This is a genomic window from Streptomyces sp. 17_S59, from assembly GCF_056930295.1.
Genome location: NZ_JBXOWD010000001.1, coordinates 3,411,422 through 3,427,371 on the forward strand (window position 1 = coordinate 3,411,422; position 15,950 = coordinate 3,427,371).

The 15,950-nt window shown below is 72.3% G+C and carries 13 protein-coding genes; 6 read left to right on the forward strand and 7 right to left on the reverse strand.

Features of this window, described 5'->3' with window-relative positions:
- Positions 1-16 precede the first annotated feature (16 nt).
- Complete coding sequence (locus tag AC1Z4A_RS15155) at positions 17-2,188, forward strand: ATP-binding SpoIIE family protein phosphatase (protein WP_483679280.1); 2,172 nt, start codon at positions 17-19, stop codon at positions 2,186-2,188.
- 25 nt (positions 2,189-2,213) lie between these two features.
- Here the strand turns inward: AC1Z4A_RS15155 and AC1Z4A_RS15160 are convergent, their stop codons facing one another.
- Together AC1Z4A_RS15160 and AC1Z4A_RS15165 are read right to left on the reverse strand one after the other, a co-directional pair.
- Positions 2,214-3,251: a DUF2278 family protein gene (locus tag AC1Z4A_RS15160; RefSeq protein ID WP_483679281.1), complete on the reverse strand. Its 1,038-nt coding sequence runs from the start codon at positions 3,249-3,251 to the stop codon at positions 2,214-2,216.
- A gap of 128 nt (positions 3,252-3,379) precedes the next feature.
- Positions 3,380-4,327, reverse strand: a complete 948-nt coding sequence (locus AC1Z4A_RS15165) for a pirin family protein (RefSeq protein ID WP_483679284.1) — start codon at positions 4,325-4,327, stop codon at positions 3,380-3,382.
- A gap of 129 nt (positions 4,328-4,456) precedes the next feature.
- Between AC1Z4A_RS15165 and AC1Z4A_RS15170 the strand changes: the two genes are divergently transcribed.
- Positions 4,457-5,434, forward strand: coding sequence for a trypsin-like serine peptidase (locus AC1Z4A_RS15170; protein ID WP_483679286.1), 978 nt, complete (start codon positions 4,457-4,459; stop codon positions 5,432-5,434).
- Between the two features lie 15 nt (positions 5,435-5,449).
- Here the strand turns inward: AC1Z4A_RS15170 and AC1Z4A_RS15175 are convergent, their stop codons facing one another.
- Complete coding sequence (locus AC1Z4A_RS15175; RefSeq protein WP_483679288.1) at positions 5,450-5,902, reverse strand: SseB family protein; 453 nt, start codon at positions 5,900-5,902, stop codon at positions 5,450-5,452.
- A 139-nt stretch (positions 5,903-6,041) separates the two neighbouring features.
- Here AC1Z4A_RS15175 and AC1Z4A_RS15180 point away from each other — a divergent pair, with 139 nt between their 5' ends.
- From AC1Z4A_RS15180 to AC1Z4A_RS15190, 3 genes are all read left to right on the forward strand, one after another.
- Positions 6,042-7,868 carry an acyl-CoA dehydrogenase gene (locus AC1Z4A_RS15180; RefSeq protein ID WP_483679290.1) on the forward strand — a complete coding sequence of 609 codons (1,827 nt, stop codon included), beginning with the start codon at positions 6,042-6,044 and terminating at the stop codon, positions 7,866-7,868.
- A 145-nt stretch (positions 7,869-8,013) separates the two neighbouring features.
- Positions 8,014-9,306, forward strand: coding sequence for a M18 family aminopeptidase (locus AC1Z4A_RS15185; RefSeq protein WP_483679291.1), 1,293 nt, complete (start codon positions 8,014-8,016; stop codon positions 9,304-9,306).
- A gap of 56 nt (positions 9,307-9,362) precedes the next feature.
- On the forward strand, positions 9,363-9,992 hold the full coding sequence (locus AC1Z4A_RS15190; protein WP_483679295.1) for a DUF4232 domain-containing protein: 630 nt from the start codon (positions 9,363-9,365) through the stop codon (positions 9,990-9,992).
- 251 nt (positions 9,993-10,243) lie between these two features.
- Here the strand turns inward: AC1Z4A_RS15190 and AC1Z4A_RS15195 are convergent, their stop codons facing one another.
- Both AC1Z4A_RS15195 and AC1Z4A_RS15200 read right to left on the reverse strand, forming a co-directional pair.
- Positions 10,244-12,073 carry an NHL domain-containing thioredoxin family protein gene (locus tag AC1Z4A_RS15195; protein ID WP_483679296.1) on the reverse strand — a complete coding sequence of 610 codons (1,830 nt, stop codon included), beginning with the start codon at positions 12,071-12,073 and terminating at the stop codon, positions 10,244-10,246.
- 74 nt (positions 12,074-12,147) lie between these two features.
- Positions 12,148-12,936 carry a carbon-nitrogen family hydrolase gene (locus AC1Z4A_RS15200; protein WP_483679298.1) on the reverse strand — a complete coding sequence of 263 codons (789 nt, stop codon included), beginning with the start codon at positions 12,934-12,936 and terminating at the stop codon, positions 12,148-12,150.
- A gap of 136 nt (positions 12,937-13,072) precedes the next feature.
- Here AC1Z4A_RS15200 and AC1Z4A_RS15205 point away from each other — a divergent pair, with 136 nt between their 5' ends.
- A complete protein-coding gene (locus AC1Z4A_RS15205) occupies positions 13,073-13,903 on the forward strand; it encodes a maleylpyruvate isomerase family mycothiol-dependent enzyme (protein ID WP_483679300.1) in 831 nt (276 codons plus the stop codon).
- Between the two features lie 29 nt (positions 13,904-13,932).
- Here AC1Z4A_RS15205 and AC1Z4A_RS15210 read toward each other — a convergent pair whose 3' ends face one another.
- Complete coding sequence (locus tag AC1Z4A_RS15210; RefSeq protein ID WP_483679302.1) at positions 13,933-15,255, reverse strand: MFS transporter; 1,323 nt, start codon at positions 15,253-15,255, stop codon at positions 13,933-13,935.
- On the reverse strand, positions 15,252-15,914 hold the full coding sequence (locus AC1Z4A_RS15215; protein WP_483679303.1) for a GntR family transcriptional regulator: 663 nt from the start codon (positions 15,912-15,914) through the stop codon (positions 15,252-15,254). Before AC1Z4A_RS15215 ends, AC1Z4A_RS15210 begins: the two co-directional genes overlap by 4 nt.
- Positions 15,915-15,950 lie beyond the last annotated feature (36 nt).

The window sequence follows — 15,950 nt, forward strand, 5'->3', positions numbered from 1 at the left end:
TGCATAAAGTGGGGCAATGCGCACAGAGGACGTACTGGCCGCCGTCTCCACCGGCCTGTGGCACTGGAACGACGCCTCGCGCACCTATTCCTTCGACGCGGAGGCCGCCCGGCTGCTGGGGCTGCCCGCCGAGCCGGTGGAGCTGTCCGAGTCCGCCGCGCGCGCCCGCTTCCACGCGGTGGACTGGGTGGAGGTCCAGGGCATCATCCGGCTCGCGGCGGCCGAGGGCACCCTGGCCGAGGCCCGGATGCGCGTCGTGGACGAGGCGGGCCGGGTGCTGCGGACCGTGCGCACCCGCGCCAGGCCCCACGGGCACGGGGAGTCCTCCCGGCTGGTCGGCACCCTTGAGGAGGTCCCCGAGCCGCAGCCCGGCACCTCCGCCTCGCGCACGGCCGTCACCGGCGACTGGCGGCGCAACCGCGAGGCGTTCCTGCTGGACGCCGGGCGGGCGCTGGCCGAGGCGCGCTCGACCTCCGAGGTGCTGCGGGTGGCCGCCACGCTGTCGATGCCGGGCTTCGAGCCCTCGGGGCTGGCCGTCTTCGCGGGCGAGGCGGGCCGGGTCAGGCTCATCGGCATGCACGGCTACGAGCCCGGCGACCTGGCGGACTTCATGGACCAGCCCATGGACGCCGGCGCTCCGGCCTCCGAGGTCATCCGCACCGGCCGGGCGGTCTACCTCCCCTCCCCCGAGGACTACGACCGCCGCTTCCCCGAGGTCTATCCCAAGGTGGCCCGCTTCGGCCGCAAGTCCTGGGCCTTCCTGCCGCTGATCAACGCGGGGCAGACCATAGGGGCGTGGATGGCGGGCTTCAGCGTCCCGGTCGCCTTCACCCCCGACGAGCGCTCGGTGCTCACCACGGTGGCCCGGATGCTGGCCCAGGCGCTGGGCCGGGCCAGCCTCCACGAGTCCGAGCGCGAGCTGACCGTGGGCCTCCAGCGCTCGATGATGCCCACCGTCCGGCCCGACGTCCCGGGCATGAAGGTCGCGGCGCGGTACGTGCCGACCGGCGGCGGCCTGGAGGTGGGCGGCGACTGGTACGACATGATCCCGCTGCCTGGGGGTACCTCCCAGGGCGAAGCCTCTGGGGGAGGAAGGATCGCCCTGGTCATCGGGGACGTCCAGGGCCACGACGTACGGGCCGCCGGGCTCATGGGCCAGCTGCGGATCGCGCTGCGCGCGTACGCCTCCGAGGGGCACCATCCCGACGCGGTGCTCTCCCGCGCCTCCCGCTTCCTGGCGGGCATCAACGGGGACGAGGGCTCCGAGGACGCCGCCGACCAGCGCTTCGCCACCTGCCTCTACATCGAGGCCTCGCCCTCCAGCGGGGCACTGGTGATCGCCCGCGCGGGCCACCCGGACCCGGCCATCCGGCTCAGCGACGGCACCATGCTCGTCCGCCCCACGGCGGGTGGCCTGCCGCTGGGGATCGTCCCGGACACCGACTACCCCACCACCCGGCTCGTCCTGGAGCCCGGCGAGACGATGCTGGTCTGCACCGACGGCCTGATCGAGACCGGCGGCCACGACCTGGAGACCGGCTGGGCCCGGCTGCGCGAGGTCGTCGAGGGGCATCCGCTCGCGGAGGAGGACGAGGACTCCCTGGAGCACCTCGCCGACGCCCTCGTCCAGGCCGTCCACGGCCCGCCCTCGCACTACACCACCGGCCCCCTCATCGACCGGCGCGAGGACGACATCGCCCTGCTGCTCCTGCACCGGGAGCTGCCGGCCCCGGCGGCCGGGGTGGCCCCGGCCGTCCTGCACCCGCCGCGCCGCACGGTCATGACCATCGCCCAGGCCGAGCCCGAGCGCATCGCGGAGGCCCGGCAGCAGATACGCGAGCTGATGCACGACTGGCCGGACCCGGAACAGACCGACTCGGCCGTGCTGATGGTCTCCGAGATCGTCACGAACGTGCTGGTGCACACGGACGGGGACGCGCTGTTCATCGCCGAGATATCGGGCGAGCGCGGGACCCGCTGCGTGCGCGTCGACGTGGCCGACGGCAGCGACGAGCTGCCGCACCGCCGCCATCCCGGCGAGATGGCCTCGTCGGGCCGCGGCCTGGTGCTGCTGGAGATGCTCGCCGAGGCGTGGGGGGTGGACCCGCGCGGCGAGGGCAAGAACATCTGGTTCGAGCTGCACGAGGCGCCGCCGGGCGCGGCGGTGACGTTCGAGGGGGTCACGTAGCGGCCCTCGGAAGAACCCAGCGGCCTCAGAAGGTCGTCGTCCACCCCGCCTGCCGGGCCTGCTCACCGGTGTAGGCGACCCCGTGCACCTTGAGCCCCGCCGGATCGAGGAGGCTGACCGCCCCGCCCTGCCGGCCGAGCCGGAATCCGTTGCCGCCCGCGACGGTGACCGTGGTCCCGGACGCCAGGGCCTGCGCGGGCAGCGGAAGGACGTGTCCCTGTCCGTCGGCGAGCCGCCAGCCTCCCATGTCGACGGGCTCGGGCGAGGCGTTGATCAAGGTGACGGACTCGGCGTCCGCGGCCCTTCCCGGGGTGCCGATCCGGGCGGCGACGATGCGCAGCGGCGCCGCGGCCTCCCCGAGCCGGGGTGCCCCGCCGATGCTGTGCCCGGTGGTGTCGTCGGTGTGCCAGGACTGCGACTGGAAGGCCAGGAAGATCCCCACCCAGCGCTGCTCGGCCGGCAGGTGGAACAGCAGCCCGCCGTCCTGCCACACGCCGTCGTCGGGGCGGTGCTTCTGGCCGTTGCCCTGGTTCATGTGGATGTCGTGGACGCCCACGCCACCACCGCCGCCACCGCCGCCGTGGGCGGCCCGGCCGACCAGGAGGCGGAAGAGCCTGCGGAGCACGGAGGGCTTGGGGAAGTGCTCGCCGAAGCAGTAGACGGCCACCGTGGGGTCGGCGATCGCGCGTTCCACGTAGTGGTCGAGGAAGTCGGCCAGATCGTTGTCCACGCCCGGGAGGTCGGGCGGCAGCGGACGCATCAGGGAAGGGTCGAACAGGTTGCCGCGGACGTAGTCCAGGGCGCCCGTCCCGGCCTGCGAGGGGATGCTCGTCCACCCGCTGCCCGCGGCCGGGAGGAGCTGCGTCACCGGATGACGGAAGTCGTCGTCCGCCAGGTAGAGCACCTGGTTCGGGGCCGTGTCGGACAGGACGTTCACGGCGGCGCGGTACTGGGCGCCGTGGGCGTCGGCGAGGAAGATCTCGTAGTGCGGCTTGTCCGTGCTTCCCTCGCGCTGCTTGCCGGTGGCACGGCCCACCAGCACTCCGTAGGGGTTGATCGGCATGGCTGTGGCCTCCGTTCCCGCGTTCCCGGAGGAGTCGGTTCGGTGTGCCTTCCTTTCCACCGTGCGCCCGCCGGAGGCCCGGGACCACTCGGGCACGGGGCCGGCCGCCGCCGGCCCCGTCCCGCCCGTCAGGTCGCGGGTATCGTCCCCAGCCGTCCCGCCTGGAAGTCCTCGAACGCCTGCGCAAGCTCGGCGTCCGTGTTCATCACGAACGGCCCGTAGTGCCGCATGGGCTCCCGGATCGGCAGTCCGCCCAGCAGGACGACCTCGAAGTTGGGGCTGCGGGACTCCTGCGTCCCGTCCGCCCTGATCGTCAGCGAGTCGCCGTCGCCGAAGACCACCGTCTGGCCCATGCGGAACGGCCGCTGCCCGTCTCCGGCGGAGCCGCGCCCGGCGAGCGCGTACGCCAGGGCGTTGAAGTCGGCCCGCCAGGGGAGGGTCAGCTCGGCGCCGGGGCTGAGGGAGACGTGGGCCATCGTGATGGGCGTGTGGGTGATGCCCGGCCCCCGGTGGCCGTCGATCTCGCCCGCGATCACCCGCAGCAGCGCGCCGCCGTCGGGGGAGGTGAGCAGCCGGACCTTCCCGCTGCCGATGTCCTGGTAGCGCGGCGGCAGCATCTTGTCCGCCTTCGGCAGGTTCACCCACAGCTGGAGGCCGTGGAAGAGCCCGCCGCTGACGACGAGCGACTCCGGCGGGGCCTCGATGTGCAGCAGACCGGAGCCCGCCGTCATCCACTGGGTGTCACCGTCCGTGATCGTGCCGCCGCCCCCGTGCGAGTCCTGGTGCACGAAGGTGCCGTCGATCAGGTAGGTGACGGTCTCGAAGCCGCGGTGGGGGTGCCAGGGGGTGCCCTTGGGCTCGCCCGGCGCGTACTCCACCTCACCCATCTGGTCCATCATGATGAACGGGTCGAGGTACCGGTAGTTGATCCCCGCGAAGGCGCGGCGGACGGGGAAGCCCTCGCCCTCGAATCCGCTCGGGGCGGTGCCGACGTACAGCACCGGCCGCCGCACACCCTCGGTGGGCGCGGCCACGCGCGGCAGAGTCAGCGGGTTCTCGACGGTCACTGCGGGCATCTCGGCCTCCTCGGCTCGTTCTGTTCCAATTTAGTTGAACACTGAACAACCTGCAATGCCGATTCCATTCCCGGGCTCGTCCCCGGCCTCGGAGCGCGAGATTCCGGGCCAAGGGTGGACACTTGATCAATGCGCCCGAAGAGCCACCCGAAGAGCCGGAAGAGCCCGAGACGCGGCGGCCCCGGTCCGGTCGCCCTCACCGCCGTCGTCGCCCTGCTCGCCCTGGCCGCCGCCGGCCTGGTCGTGGCGAACGTCGGCCCGGCGGCGGACTCCCCACTGGCGGACGGCGACTCCTCCGGGCACTACAAGCAGCCCAAGGGGCTGGGCGACGAGGCCGCGGCCGCGATGCGCTCGGCGATACGGACCACGAGCCCGCCCCGGCCGCAGGCGGCCCCCGTGGCCCAGGGGTCCCGCACCGACGCGCTGCCCCCGTCGAACCCGCTGGTCGCTGCGGAGGCACCGCCGTCGGCCGCGGTGGGGCCGCTGTTCTACACCGGGCGGGGCGAGCCGGGGCACGGCTGCACGGCGAGCGTCGTGCACAGCCCGAAGGGCGACCTGATCGTCACGGCCGCGCACTGCGTGTACATCGGCGGCTTCCGGACGGACCTCGCGTTCGCACCGGGCTACAAGGACGGCGAGGCGCCGTACGGGGTGTGGGTGCCGACCGCCGTCGACATCGACCCGGAGTGGGCGGAGGACCGCGACCCCGACCACGACGTGGCCTTCGTGCACGTGCGCCCGGCGGACCCGGACGGGGAGGCGGAGGACACCCCGATCGAGCGCGTCACGGGCGCGGAGCGCATCCGCTTCGACCCGCCGCGCCGCACCGCCGCCCGGGTGCTGGGCTACCCCAGCGACGGCGAACGCCCGCTCGGCTGCCAGAACACGACGGAGAGCGAGAGCGAGACGCAGCTGCGCTTCGACTGCGCGGGGCTGCCGAACGGGACCAGCGGCAGCCCGTTCCTCACGGACGTGGACCCGGCCACGGGGCTGGGCACGGTCGCGGGCGTGCTGGGCGGCAAGGACGAGGGCGGGGACGACGAGACGTCGTACAGCACGTACTTCGGCGACGGCGTGAAGCGGCTGTACGAACGCGCCACGCAGTAGGCGGGAGAGCTGCGGTCAGCCGTACATCCGGCGCATCGCGAAGTCCACCATCTGCTCCACCGACTTCGCGTCGAAGACCATGCGGTGGTCGCCCTCCATGTCCAGCACGAAGCCGTAGCCCGTCGGCAGCAGGTCGATCACCTCCGCCCCGGTGATCACGAAGTACTTGGACTCCTTGCCCGCGTACCGGCGCAGTTCCTTCAGGGAGGTGAACATCGGGATAACCGGCTGCTGGGTGTTGTGAAGAGCCAGAAAACCCGGGGTCTCCCCCCGTGGACAGTAGACCTTGGAACCCGCGAAGATCGTCTGGAAGTCCTCGGCGGCCATCTGACCCGTCGTGAAGGCGCGTACCGCGTCGGCCAGCGACGGGGGCGACGGCTCCGGATACAGCGGCTGCTCCCCGTAGCCGCCGGGCTGCTGGGGAGGAGCGTAACCCTGCTGTGCCGCGTTCTGGTCGTAGCCGTACATGGCCCAAAGAGTAGAGGGTCGCAAGGGTCACAGTTGGCCGAACAGGTCTTGCGCCTTATTACCGGCGGGTAGCATCATGCTGATTACTGACCGGTACGCACAGAGGATCGCCCTCCCGTCACCTACGGAGCCGTCTGTCATGGGCCACTACAAGTCGAATCTTCGCGACATCGAGTTCAACCTCTTCGAGGTCCTCGGCCGCGACAAGGCGTACGGCTCCGGCCCGTTCGCGGAGATGGACGTCGAGACCGCGAAGAGCATCCTCGCGGAGATCACCCGGCTGTCGGAGAACGAGCTGGCCGAGTCCTTCGCGGACACCGACCGCAACCCGCCGGTCTTCGACCCCGAGACCAACACGGCGCCGGTCCCCGACTCGTTCAAGAAGAGCTACCAGGCGTACATGGACGCCGAGTGGTGGCGTCTGGGCATCCCGGAGGAGATCGGCGGCACCACCTCGCCGCGCTCCCTGATCTGGGCGTACGCCGAGTCGATCCTGGGCTCGAACCCGGCCGTCTGGATGTACTCCTCGGGCCCCGCCTTCGCGGGCATCCTCTTCGACGAGGGCACCGAGCAGCAGAAGCACATCGCGAAGCTCGCGGTGGAGAAGCAGTGGGGCTCCACCATGGTCCTCACCGAGCCCGACGCCGGCTCGGACGTGGGCGCCGGCCGCACCAAGGCCGTCCAGCAGGAGGACGGCTCCTGGCACATCGAGGGCGTGAAGCGCTTCATCACCTCGGGTGAGCACGACATGGCGGAGAACATCCTCCACTACGTCCTCGCCCGCCCCGAGGGCGCCGGCCCGGGCACCAAGGGCCTGTCCCTCTTCCTCGTGCCGAAGTACGAGTTCGACTTCGAGACCGGCGAGCTGGGCGAGCGCAACGGCGTCTACGCCACCAACGTCGAGCACAAGATGGGCCTGAAGGCCTCCAACACCTGCGAGATGACCTTCGGCGACAAGCACCCCGCCAAGGGCTGGCTCATCGGTGACAAGCACGACGGCATCCGCCAGATGTTCATGATCATCGAGTTCGCCCGGATGATGGTCGGCACGAAGGCCATCGCCACCCTCTCCACCGGCTACCTCAACGCGCTGGAGTACGCCAAGGAGCGCGTGCAGGGCCCGGACCTGGCGAACTTCATGGACAAGAGCGCGCCCAAGGTCACCATCACCCACCACCCCGACGTGCGCCGCTCGCTGATGACGCAGAAGGCGTACGCGGAGGGCATGCGCGCCCTGGTCCTCTACACCGCCACCGTCCAGGACGAGATCGTCGTCAAGGAGGCCGCGGGCGAGGACGCCAAGGCCCTGCACGGCCTCAACGACCTGCTCCTGCCGATCGTCAAGGGCTACGGCTCGGAGAAGTCCTACGAGCTGCTGGCCCAGTCGCTGCAGACCTTCGGCGGCTCCGGCTACCTGCAGGAGTACCCGATCGAGCAGTACATCCGGGACTCCAAGATCGACACCCTCTACGAGGGCACCACGGCCATCCAGGGCCAGGACTTCTTCTTCCGGAAGATCGTCCGCGACCAGGGCCAGGCGCTGACCACCCTCTCCGAGGAGATCAAGAAGTTCCTCGCCGAGGCCGCCGGCGGCGAGGACCTGGCCGACGCCCGCGACCAGCTCGCCAAGGCCGCGGTGGACCTGGAGGGGATCGTCGGCGCGATGCTGACCGACCTCGCCGCCACCGAGAAGGACGTCAAGTCCATCTACAAGGTGGGCCTGAACACCACCCGCCTGCTGATGGCCTCCGGTGACGTCGTCGTCGCCTACCTGCTCCTCAAGGGCGCGGCCGTGGCGGCCGAGAAGCTGCCGACCGCGTCCGCCAAGGACAAGGCCTTCTACACGGGCAAGATCGCGGCCGCGAAGTTCTTCGCCCGCACCGTGCTGCCGGCCCTGGCCGTCGAGCGCGCGCTGGCCGAGGGCGTCGACCAGTCGCTGATGGAGCTGGACGAGGCCGCCTTCTAAGGAACCTTCCGAGGAACCTACCGAGGAACCTTGTAAAGAACCTCGGAAGCAACCTTCCGAGGCAGCCGCTCCCCGAGCAGCACAGGGCAAGAGCCGGACGTGAAAAGGCCCGTCCGGCTCTTGCCCTGATCCTTATCCTGAGGCCATGAGCTCTGCGCACCGCTTCGACCGCGGCCACACCGACGACATGATGTCCTTCCTCGCCGTCAGTCCCTCGCCCTACCACGCGGTGGCCAACACCGCGGAGCGGCTGGAGAAGGCGGGCTTCCGCGAAGTCGCGGAGACCGACGCCTGGGACGGACAGGCCGGCGGCAAGTACGTACGGCGCGGCGGTGCCGTCATCGCCTGGTTCGTCCCGGAAGGGGCCACCGCCGCCAGCCCGTTCCGGATCGTCGGAGCGCACACCGACTCCCCCAACCTGCGCATCAAGCCGCTGCCGGACACCGGTGCGCACGGCTGGCGGCAGGTCGCCGTCGAGCTGTACGGCGGCACCCTCCTCAACACCTGGCTGGACCGCGACCTGGGCCTCTCCGGCCGGATCACCCTGCGGGACGGCAGCCACCGCCTGGTCAACGTCGACCGCCCGCTGATGCGCGTGCCGCAGCTCGCGATCCACCTGGACCGCGGGGTCAACCAGGACGGGCTCAAGCTCGACAAGCAGCGTCACATGACGCCCCTCTGGGGCCTGGGCGAGGTCGGCCAGGGCGACCTGATCCGCTTCGTGGCCGAGGAGACCGGCGTCGCCGCCGACGAGATCAGCGGCTGGGACCTGATGCTGCACAGCGTCGAGCCGCCCGCCTACCTCGGCCGCGACCGCGAGCTGGTGGCCGGTCCGCGCATGGACAACCTGCTGTCCGTGCACGCCGGCATCGCCGCGCTCGTCGCCGCGTCGGCCTCCGCGAGCCTGCCCTGCATCCCGGTGCTGGCCGCCTTCGACCACGAGGAGAACGGCAGCCAGTCCGACACCGGCGCCGAGGGCCCGCTGCTCGGCAACGTCCTGGAGCGCTCGGTCTTCGCCCGCGGCGGCACGTTCGAGGACAAGGCCCGCGCCTTCGCCGGCACCGTGTGCCTGTCCTCCGACACCGGCCACGCCGTGCACCCCAACTACGCCGAGCGCCACGACCCGGGGCACCACCCGATGCCCAACGGCGGCCCCATCCTCAAGGTCAACGTCAACCAGCGGTACGCCACGGACGGCAGCGGCCGGGCCGTCTTCGCCGCCGCGTGCGAGCGGGCGGGCGTGCCCTGGCAGCACTTCGTCTCCAACAACGCCGTGCCCTGCGGCACCACCATCGGCCCCATCACCGCCGCGCGGCACGGCATCGCCACGGTCGACATCGGCGTGCCCATCCTGTCCATGCACTCCGCGCGCGAGCTGTGCGGTGCCGACGACCCGCACCTGCTCGCCGCCGCGCTCACGGCCTTCCTCGAAGGCTGATATACAGCCCCCCTGTGCCCGTCATCACCACTCAACGTCCCACCGGGGGAATCCTCATGACCACCCGTACCCTGCGGACCGCCGCCGCCGTGCTCACCGCCGTGGCCGCCCTCACCCTCACCGCCTGCGGCAGTGGCGGGGAGGCCGACAAGGAGGCCAAGCCGGCCGCGGCGCAGAGCGACGGGAACAACGGGAGCGGTGCGGCGGACGGGGGCGACGCGGAGGGCGACGTCGAGGGCGACGGCAAGCCGCAGGACAAGGGCGACGCCTGTGCGCCCGGTTCGGTCAAGGTCGAGGCCCGGGAGGTGAAGTCGCCCGCCAACCACGTGCTCCTGGTGGCCACCAACACCTCCGGCAGCCCGTGCACGGCCTACGGCTTCCCGTTCGTCCGCTTCGACGAGGACCAGGCCACGTCCGGGGTGAGCGAGGACAGCAAGCCGAAGGAGAAGGTGAAGCTGGCTCCCGGGAAGGCGGCCTACGCCGGCCTGCTGACGGTGGCCGCGGACGGATCGGGCGGCCAGGCCCGCGACGTCAAGCAGCTGTCCATCGGCTTCCAGACGCCGGGCGGGGACCCGCTGTCGGGCGACCCGTCGATGCCGCAGCTGCCGGGCGGGAAGCTGCGCGTGGACGATGCGGCGCGGACGACGTACTGGGTGGGGAGCGAGGCGGATGCGCTGAGGGGGTAGGGGGTTCTTTTCCCCACCCCGCCCCTTCCCGTAACCGGGGGCAAGCCCCCGGGCCCCTGGGCCCCTCGCGCTGCGCGCGGGGGCCAAAGCTTCGGGGGCTCTGCCCCCGGGCCCCCGCTCCTCAAACGCCGGAGGGGCTGAAACTGCCCCCCGATCCGGGGGTCCGGGGGCTTGCCCCCCCCACGCGGCGGAGCCGCAAATCGATACAGCCGGGAAGGGGCGGGGCGGGGTGAGGCCCGCCGCAGGCGCCCCTACGCGTCCAGCCCCGCCAGTACCAGCGGCAAGCGCCCCGCACCCCCCGCCACCACCCGCACCGGAACTCCCCAGTCCTGCTGGTGCACATGGCACGCCGGGTACTCGTTCGCCGGATCGTCGTCGCACGACGCCGCCATCGCCGACACGTGCAGCACCCCCTCCACGACGCCGGACGCCAGCACCAGCTCCCGCCGCAGCTCCGTCCCCTGCCCCGCCCCCTCCGCAAGGAGTTCCGGCGGCGTCGAGCCGACCAGCAGCCGCGTCGACGGGCCGTAGCGGGTGTCGAGCTTCTGGCCCTCGGGGGCCTGGAACACCACGTCCAGGAGCAGCTTCCCGGGGCCGATCTCCGTCGCCTCGCGCTGCGTGCGGTGGGCCACGGACTCGACCCGCACCGCCTCCTCCGGCAGCCGCAGCCGCGTCAGCCGGTGCCGGGCGGACTCGACCACGACGATGTCCTCGCCCGCGAGCACCGCGTCGGACGGCTCCCGCAGGTCGGTGGCCAGGGTCGTCACCTCGCCGGACGCCGGGTCGTAGCGGCGCAGCGCGTGGTTGTAGGTGTCCGAGACGGCGACGGAGCCGTCGGGCAGGGCGGTGACGCCCAGCGGGTGCTGGAACAGCGCCTGGGCGGCGTCCCCGTCCCGGTGGCCGAAGTCGAAGAGCCCGGAGCCGACGGCGGTGTGGACGGATCCGTCGGGATCCACCCAGCGCAGCGCGGAGGTCTCGGAGTCGGCGAGCCAGAGCCGCTCCCCGGCCGCCGCGAGCCCGGACGGCTGGGCGAACCACGCCTCGTCCGCGGGGCCGTCCACCAGCCCCTCGTTGGTCGTCCCGGCCCCCACCGCGACCGCCCCGCTCTCGGGGTCGTACGTCCACAGCTGGTGCACGCCCGCCATCGCGATCCACACCCGGTCCGCGAACCAGGCCACGTCCCAGGGGGAGGAGAGGTCCACCTCGCGGGCCGGACCGCTGGTCAGCGAGCCCTGCCACCACTGGCGGCCGGTGCCCGCGACGGTCTCCACGGCGCCGGTCCCCGGGTCGTACGTGCGCAGCGCGTGGTTGACCGTGTCGGCGACGATCACCTTGCCGTCGGGCAGCAGTGCCAGGCCCTGCGGCTCGCTGAAGCTCGCGGGCGCGTCCGTGAAGCCGCGCTCGCCGGTGCCGATGCGGCGCACGACGGTCTCGCCGTCCGCCGCCAGCTCCACCAGCTGGTGCCGGGTGGAGTCGGAGACCAGGAAGTTCCCGGAGGGCAGGAGCAGCGCCTTGCCGGGGAAGCGCAGGTCGGTGGCGACCGGCTCCGGCGGCACGTAGGGCCCTCCCCCATTGCCTTGACGGCATGGGCGGTACCCCCATCCGCGCCGCAGCGTCCCCTTGGCGCCGTGCTCGGCCTCCAGCTCCTCCACCAGCTTCGCGATGGCGTGGGCGTGGCCCTCGCCCGCGTGCTGGGCGACGACGTAGCCCTCGGGGTCGATCACGACCAGGGTCGGCCAGGCCCGCACCGCGTACTGCTTCCAGGTCGCCAGCTCGGGATCGTCCAGGACCGGGTGGTGCACCCCGTACCGCTCGACGGCGTCGACGACGGCCTGGTGGTCGGCCTCGTGCACGAACTTCGGCGAGTGCACCCCGATGATCACCAGGGTGTCGCGGTGCTTCTCCTCCAGCTCGCGCAGCTCGTCGAGGACGTGCAGGCAGTTGACGCAGCAGAACGTCCAGAAGTCGAGGACGACGATGCGTCCCCGCAGATCGGCGAGGGACAGGGCGGTGCCGCCGGTGTTCAGCCAGCCGCCCTTTCCGGCGAGTTCGGGGGCGCGGACGCGTGCTCGGGGTGCCATGCCCCCATCCAACAACATGCGTCCGGCACGGCATTCCCCCGGCGGGGAGCCGTCACACGGCGTTCACAACGGCCTCAGCGGCCGGGGACGCCGAGGACGCGGTCCTTCAGCGCCGGGAACTCCTCGCGGGTCCTGGCCAGCCGCGCCAGGTCCAGCTCCACGGTCAGGACCTCCTCGTCCGGCCCCGCCTCGGCGAGGACGTCGCCCCAGGGGTCGACCACGATGCTGTGCCCGGCCTGCGGCACGCCCGCGTGGGTGCCCGCGGTGCCGCAGGCGAGGACGTACGCCTGGTTCTCGACGGCCCGCGCCCGGGCGAGCAGCGTCCAGTGCCCGCGCCGCTGCTCGGGCCACCCGGCCGGTACGGCGAAGACCTGGGCGCCCGCGTCGACCAGGGCCCGGAACAGCTCCGGGAAGCGCAGGTCGTAGCAGGTCGCCAGGCCCACCACGGCCTCCGGCAGGGGCACCGTGACGGGCTCGTCGCCCGCGCTCATCAGGACCGCCTCGCCCTTGTCGAAGCCGAAGCGGTGGATCTTCCGGTAGCTGCGGACGAGTTCGCCGTCCGGGGAGAACACGAGCGAGGTGTTGAAGAGGGCGCCCTGCTCGTCGCGCTCGACCACCGAGCCGGCGTGCAGCCAGACGCCCGCGTCCCGCGCGGCGTCCCCCATGGCCGCGGCCGTCGGCCCGGCCAGCGGTTCCGCCTCGGGGGCGAAGGACTCGTACGCGAAGGCGCCCACGGTCCACAGCTCCGGGAGCACCACCAGATCGCTGCCCCGCTGCTCCCGCACCAGCCGGGCGGCACGCTCCCGGCGGGCGTCCACGGTCTCGAACGGGTTCACTTCGAACTGGATCAAAGAAGCGCGCACGGTACCACCACTCTCCGCATCCCTCACCCGAAACCTCTGCCACGGCGACCGTCCGCAGCGTAACTTAACTGCGGAGAGCCCAGACAGCCCTGCCTCGCACGCAACCGCCGCTCAGCACCGCCCGAGGGATCCGCCCGTGACAGTCCATCCCAGCCTTCAGCCCGCCATCGACGCCTGGACCCACTCCGTCGAATCCGTCAACGAGTTGGTGAAACCCCTCGCCGAGAGCGACTGGAACCGGGCCACGGAGTGCCCGGGGTGGTCCGTGCGGGACGTGGTCTCGCACATCATCGGCGTCGAGTGCGAAATGCTGGGCGAACCAAGGCCGATTCACACGCTGCCGCGCGATCTGCGCCACGTCACCGACGAGTTCTCGCGCTACATCGAGGTGCAGGTCGACGTGCGGCGCTGCCACACGGCCCTGGAGATGACCTCCGAGCTGGAGTACACGATCATCCGGCGGTGCCGTCAGCTGCGCAACGAGACGCGGTCGCCGCAGACGCCGGTCCGCTGGCCGCTGGGCAGCGCCAACGAGCAGACGCTCGAACGCACGCTCACGCTCCGGGCCTTCGACGTGTGGACGCACGAGCAGGACCTGCGCCGCGCGCTGGGTGTCCCGGGGAACCTCGACTCGCCCGCCGCGCACCTGACCCGGGACTTCCTGCTGGGGGCGCTGCCCAAGGTGGTGGCGCGGGACGCCGGGGCGCGGCCGGGCTCCACGGTCGTCTTCGACGTGCACGGGCCGCTGGAGTTCATGCGGACGGTGCGGGTGGGGCCGCAGGGCAAGGGCACCATCGACGGCAGCGTCTCGCTGGGCCCGACGGTGACGTTCGCGCTGGACTGGGAGGCGTTCGCCCGGCTGGCGTGCGGCCGGGTGCGGCCGGAGACGATGGCCGCCCGGATCAAGGTGGAGGGGGACCGGGAGCTGGCGGGGGCGATCCTGCGGGAGTTCGCCGTCACGCCCTGACGCGACTGCCTCCCGACCTTTTCCTGACTCTACGTCAGATCCGTGCGGGCGGGCTCCGGTACGTGCACGGTCTCCACCCGCGACGCCACGATCCGCTCCCGCTCCCGCCGCTGCGCCCGGCCGCGCAGCCGCAGGATCTGCGAGAGCCCCAGCGCCTGGAGGACGAACACCGAGGCGAACGCGGCCCCGTAGTCGTCGCCGGTGGCGTCCAGCAGCACGCCGACGGCCAGCAGCGTGGTGATGGAGGCGATGAAGCCGCCCATGTTGACGATGCCGGAGGCGGTGCCCTGCCGCTCGGGCGGGTTGGCGGGCCGGGCGAAGTCGAACCCGATCATCGAGGCCGGGCCGCAGGCCCCCAGTACCGCGCACAGCGTGACCAGCAGCCACATGGGTGCGTGGGTGCCGGGCCAGCCGATGGCCGCCGCCCAGGTCAGGGCGGTGGCCGCGAGGGTGCCCAGGGCGAGCGGCAGCCGGGCCGCGTGGTGCCGGCCGATGACCTGCCCGTAGACGAGGCCGACGGCCATGTTCACCAGGACCACCAGCGTCAGCAGCGACCCGGCCGTGCCGCGGGACAGCCCCTGGGACTCCACCAGGAACGGCATCCCCCACAGCAGCAGGAACACCATCGCGGGGAACTGGGTGGTGAAGTGCACCCACAGGCCCAGCCGGGTGCCGGGCTCGCGCCAGGCCAGCGCGATCTGCCGGCCGACGGAGCCGTTGCCGGAACGGGGGCCGGGAGCCGGCGCGAAGCCCTCCGGGTGGTCCTGGAGGAAGGCCAGCAGCAGGACGAGCACGACCACGCCGGCCCCGGCGCTGCCCGCGAAGGTGGCCGTCCAGCCGTGGTCGTGCAGCAGCCGGGCCAGCACGACCGTCGAGACGAGGTTGCCCGCCATCCCGAACAGCGCCGCCACCTGGGCGATCATCGGCCCGGTGCGGGCGGGGAACCAGCGCGCGCCCAGGCGCAGCACGCTGATGAACGTCATGGCGTCGCCGCAGCCGAGCAGCGCCCGGCAGGCGAGCGCGGTGCCGTAGGAGTGCGAGAGCGCGAAGCCGAACTGGCCGGCGGTGAACAGGACCACGCCCAGGGCCAGCACCTTCCTGGTGCCCAGCCGGTCGACCATCAGGCCGACGGGTATCTGCATGCCCGCGTAGACGAGCAACTGGAGTATGGAGAAGGTGGACAGGGCGGAGGCGCTGATGTGGAAGCGCTCGGCAGCGTCGATGCCGGCGACGCCCAGGCTGGTGCGGAAGATGATCGCCACGAAGTAGACCGCGACGCCGGTCCCCCACACGGCCACGGCCCGCGGGCCGCCGGGCGGGTCGCCGGGCAGTGCTCGTGCCCCCGGACTCATCGGATGTCCCCCCGGGCCAGGTTGCGCACCCAGCCGACGTGCCGTTCGACGACGGCGGTGGCGGCCCCGGCGTCCCCGGAACGCAGCGCCTCGAGGATCTCGGTGTGCTCGGCGATGTTCTTGGCGATGCGGTCGGGGTGGGCGTGCATCACGGCCACGCCCATGCGCAACTGGCGGTCGCGGAGCTGCTCGTAGAGGCTGGACAGGATCCGGTTGCCCACGCTGCGCACGATCTCGGCGTGGAAGGCGCGGTCGCTCAGGGAGACGGCGGCCAGGTCGCCGGCCCCGGCCTGGCGCCGCATGTCGTCGACGAGTTCCTCCAGGCGGGCGATGAGCCCCGGCGCCGCGGGCACGGCCTTGGCGGCCGCGTACTTCTCCACCAGCAGCCGGGTCTCCACCACATCCGCGACCTCCTGTGCGGACACGGCCAGCACGAGCGCCCCCTTCTTCGGGTAGAGCTTGAGCAGCCCCTCGCCCTCGAGCCGCAGCAGCGCCTCGCGGACGGGCGTCCGGGACACCCCGACGGCCTCGGCCAGATCGCCTTCGGTGAGGAGCGTGCCGCCCTCGTAGTGCCGTTGCAGTACGGCGTCCTTGACGTGCGCGTACACGCGCTCGGCGGCGGGGGGTCTGCTGGCACGGACGGCGGGGGCGGAAGGCATGCGCACAGGATAGATACAACAGCTCCGCGCGAGGAG

Coding starts and splice junctions, on each gene's coding strand:
- AC1Z4A_RS15210 (WP_483679302.1), bottom strand. CDS start 15,255: ATGAGTCCGGGGGCACGAGCACTGCCCGGCGACCCGCCCGGCGGCCCG.
- AC1Z4A_RS15195 (WP_483679296.1), bottom strand. CDS start 12,073: ATGGCACCCCGAGCACGCGTCCGCGCCCCCGAACTCGCCGGAAAGGGC.
- AC1Z4A_RS15180 (WP_483679290.1), top strand. CDS start 6,042: ATGGGCCACTACAAGTCGAATCTTCGCGACATCGAGTTCAACCTCTTC.
- AC1Z4A_RS15155 (WP_483679280.1), top strand. CDS start 17: ATGCGCACAGAGGACGTACTGGCCGCCGTCTCCACCGGCCTGTGGCAC.
- AC1Z4A_RS15185 (WP_483679291.1), top strand. CDS start 8,014: ATGAGCTCTGCGCACCGCTTCGACCGCGGCCACACCGACGACATGATG.
- AC1Z4A_RS15190 (WP_483679295.1), top strand. CDS start 9,363: ATGACCACCCGTACCCTGCGGACCGCCGCCGCCGTGCTCACCGCCGTG.
- AC1Z4A_RS15170 (WP_483679286.1), top strand. CDS start 4,457: ATGCGCCCGAAGAGCCACCCGAAGAGCCGGAAGAGCCCGAGACGCGGC.
- AC1Z4A_RS15215 (WP_483679303.1), bottom strand. CDS start 15,914: ATGCCTTCCGCCCCCGCCGTCCGTGCCAGCAGACCCCCCGCCGCCGAG.
- AC1Z4A_RS15160 (WP_483679281.1), bottom strand. CDS start 3,251: ATGCCGATCAACCCCTACGGAGTGCTGGTGGGCCGTGCCACCGGCAAG.
- AC1Z4A_RS15175 (WP_483679288.1), bottom strand. CDS start 5,902: ATGTACGGCTACGACCAGAACGCGGCACAGCAGGGTTACGCTCCTCCC.
- AC1Z4A_RS15165 (WP_483679284.1), bottom strand. CDS start 4,327: ATGCCCGCAGTGACCGTCGAGAACCCGCTGACTCTGCCGCGCGTGGCC.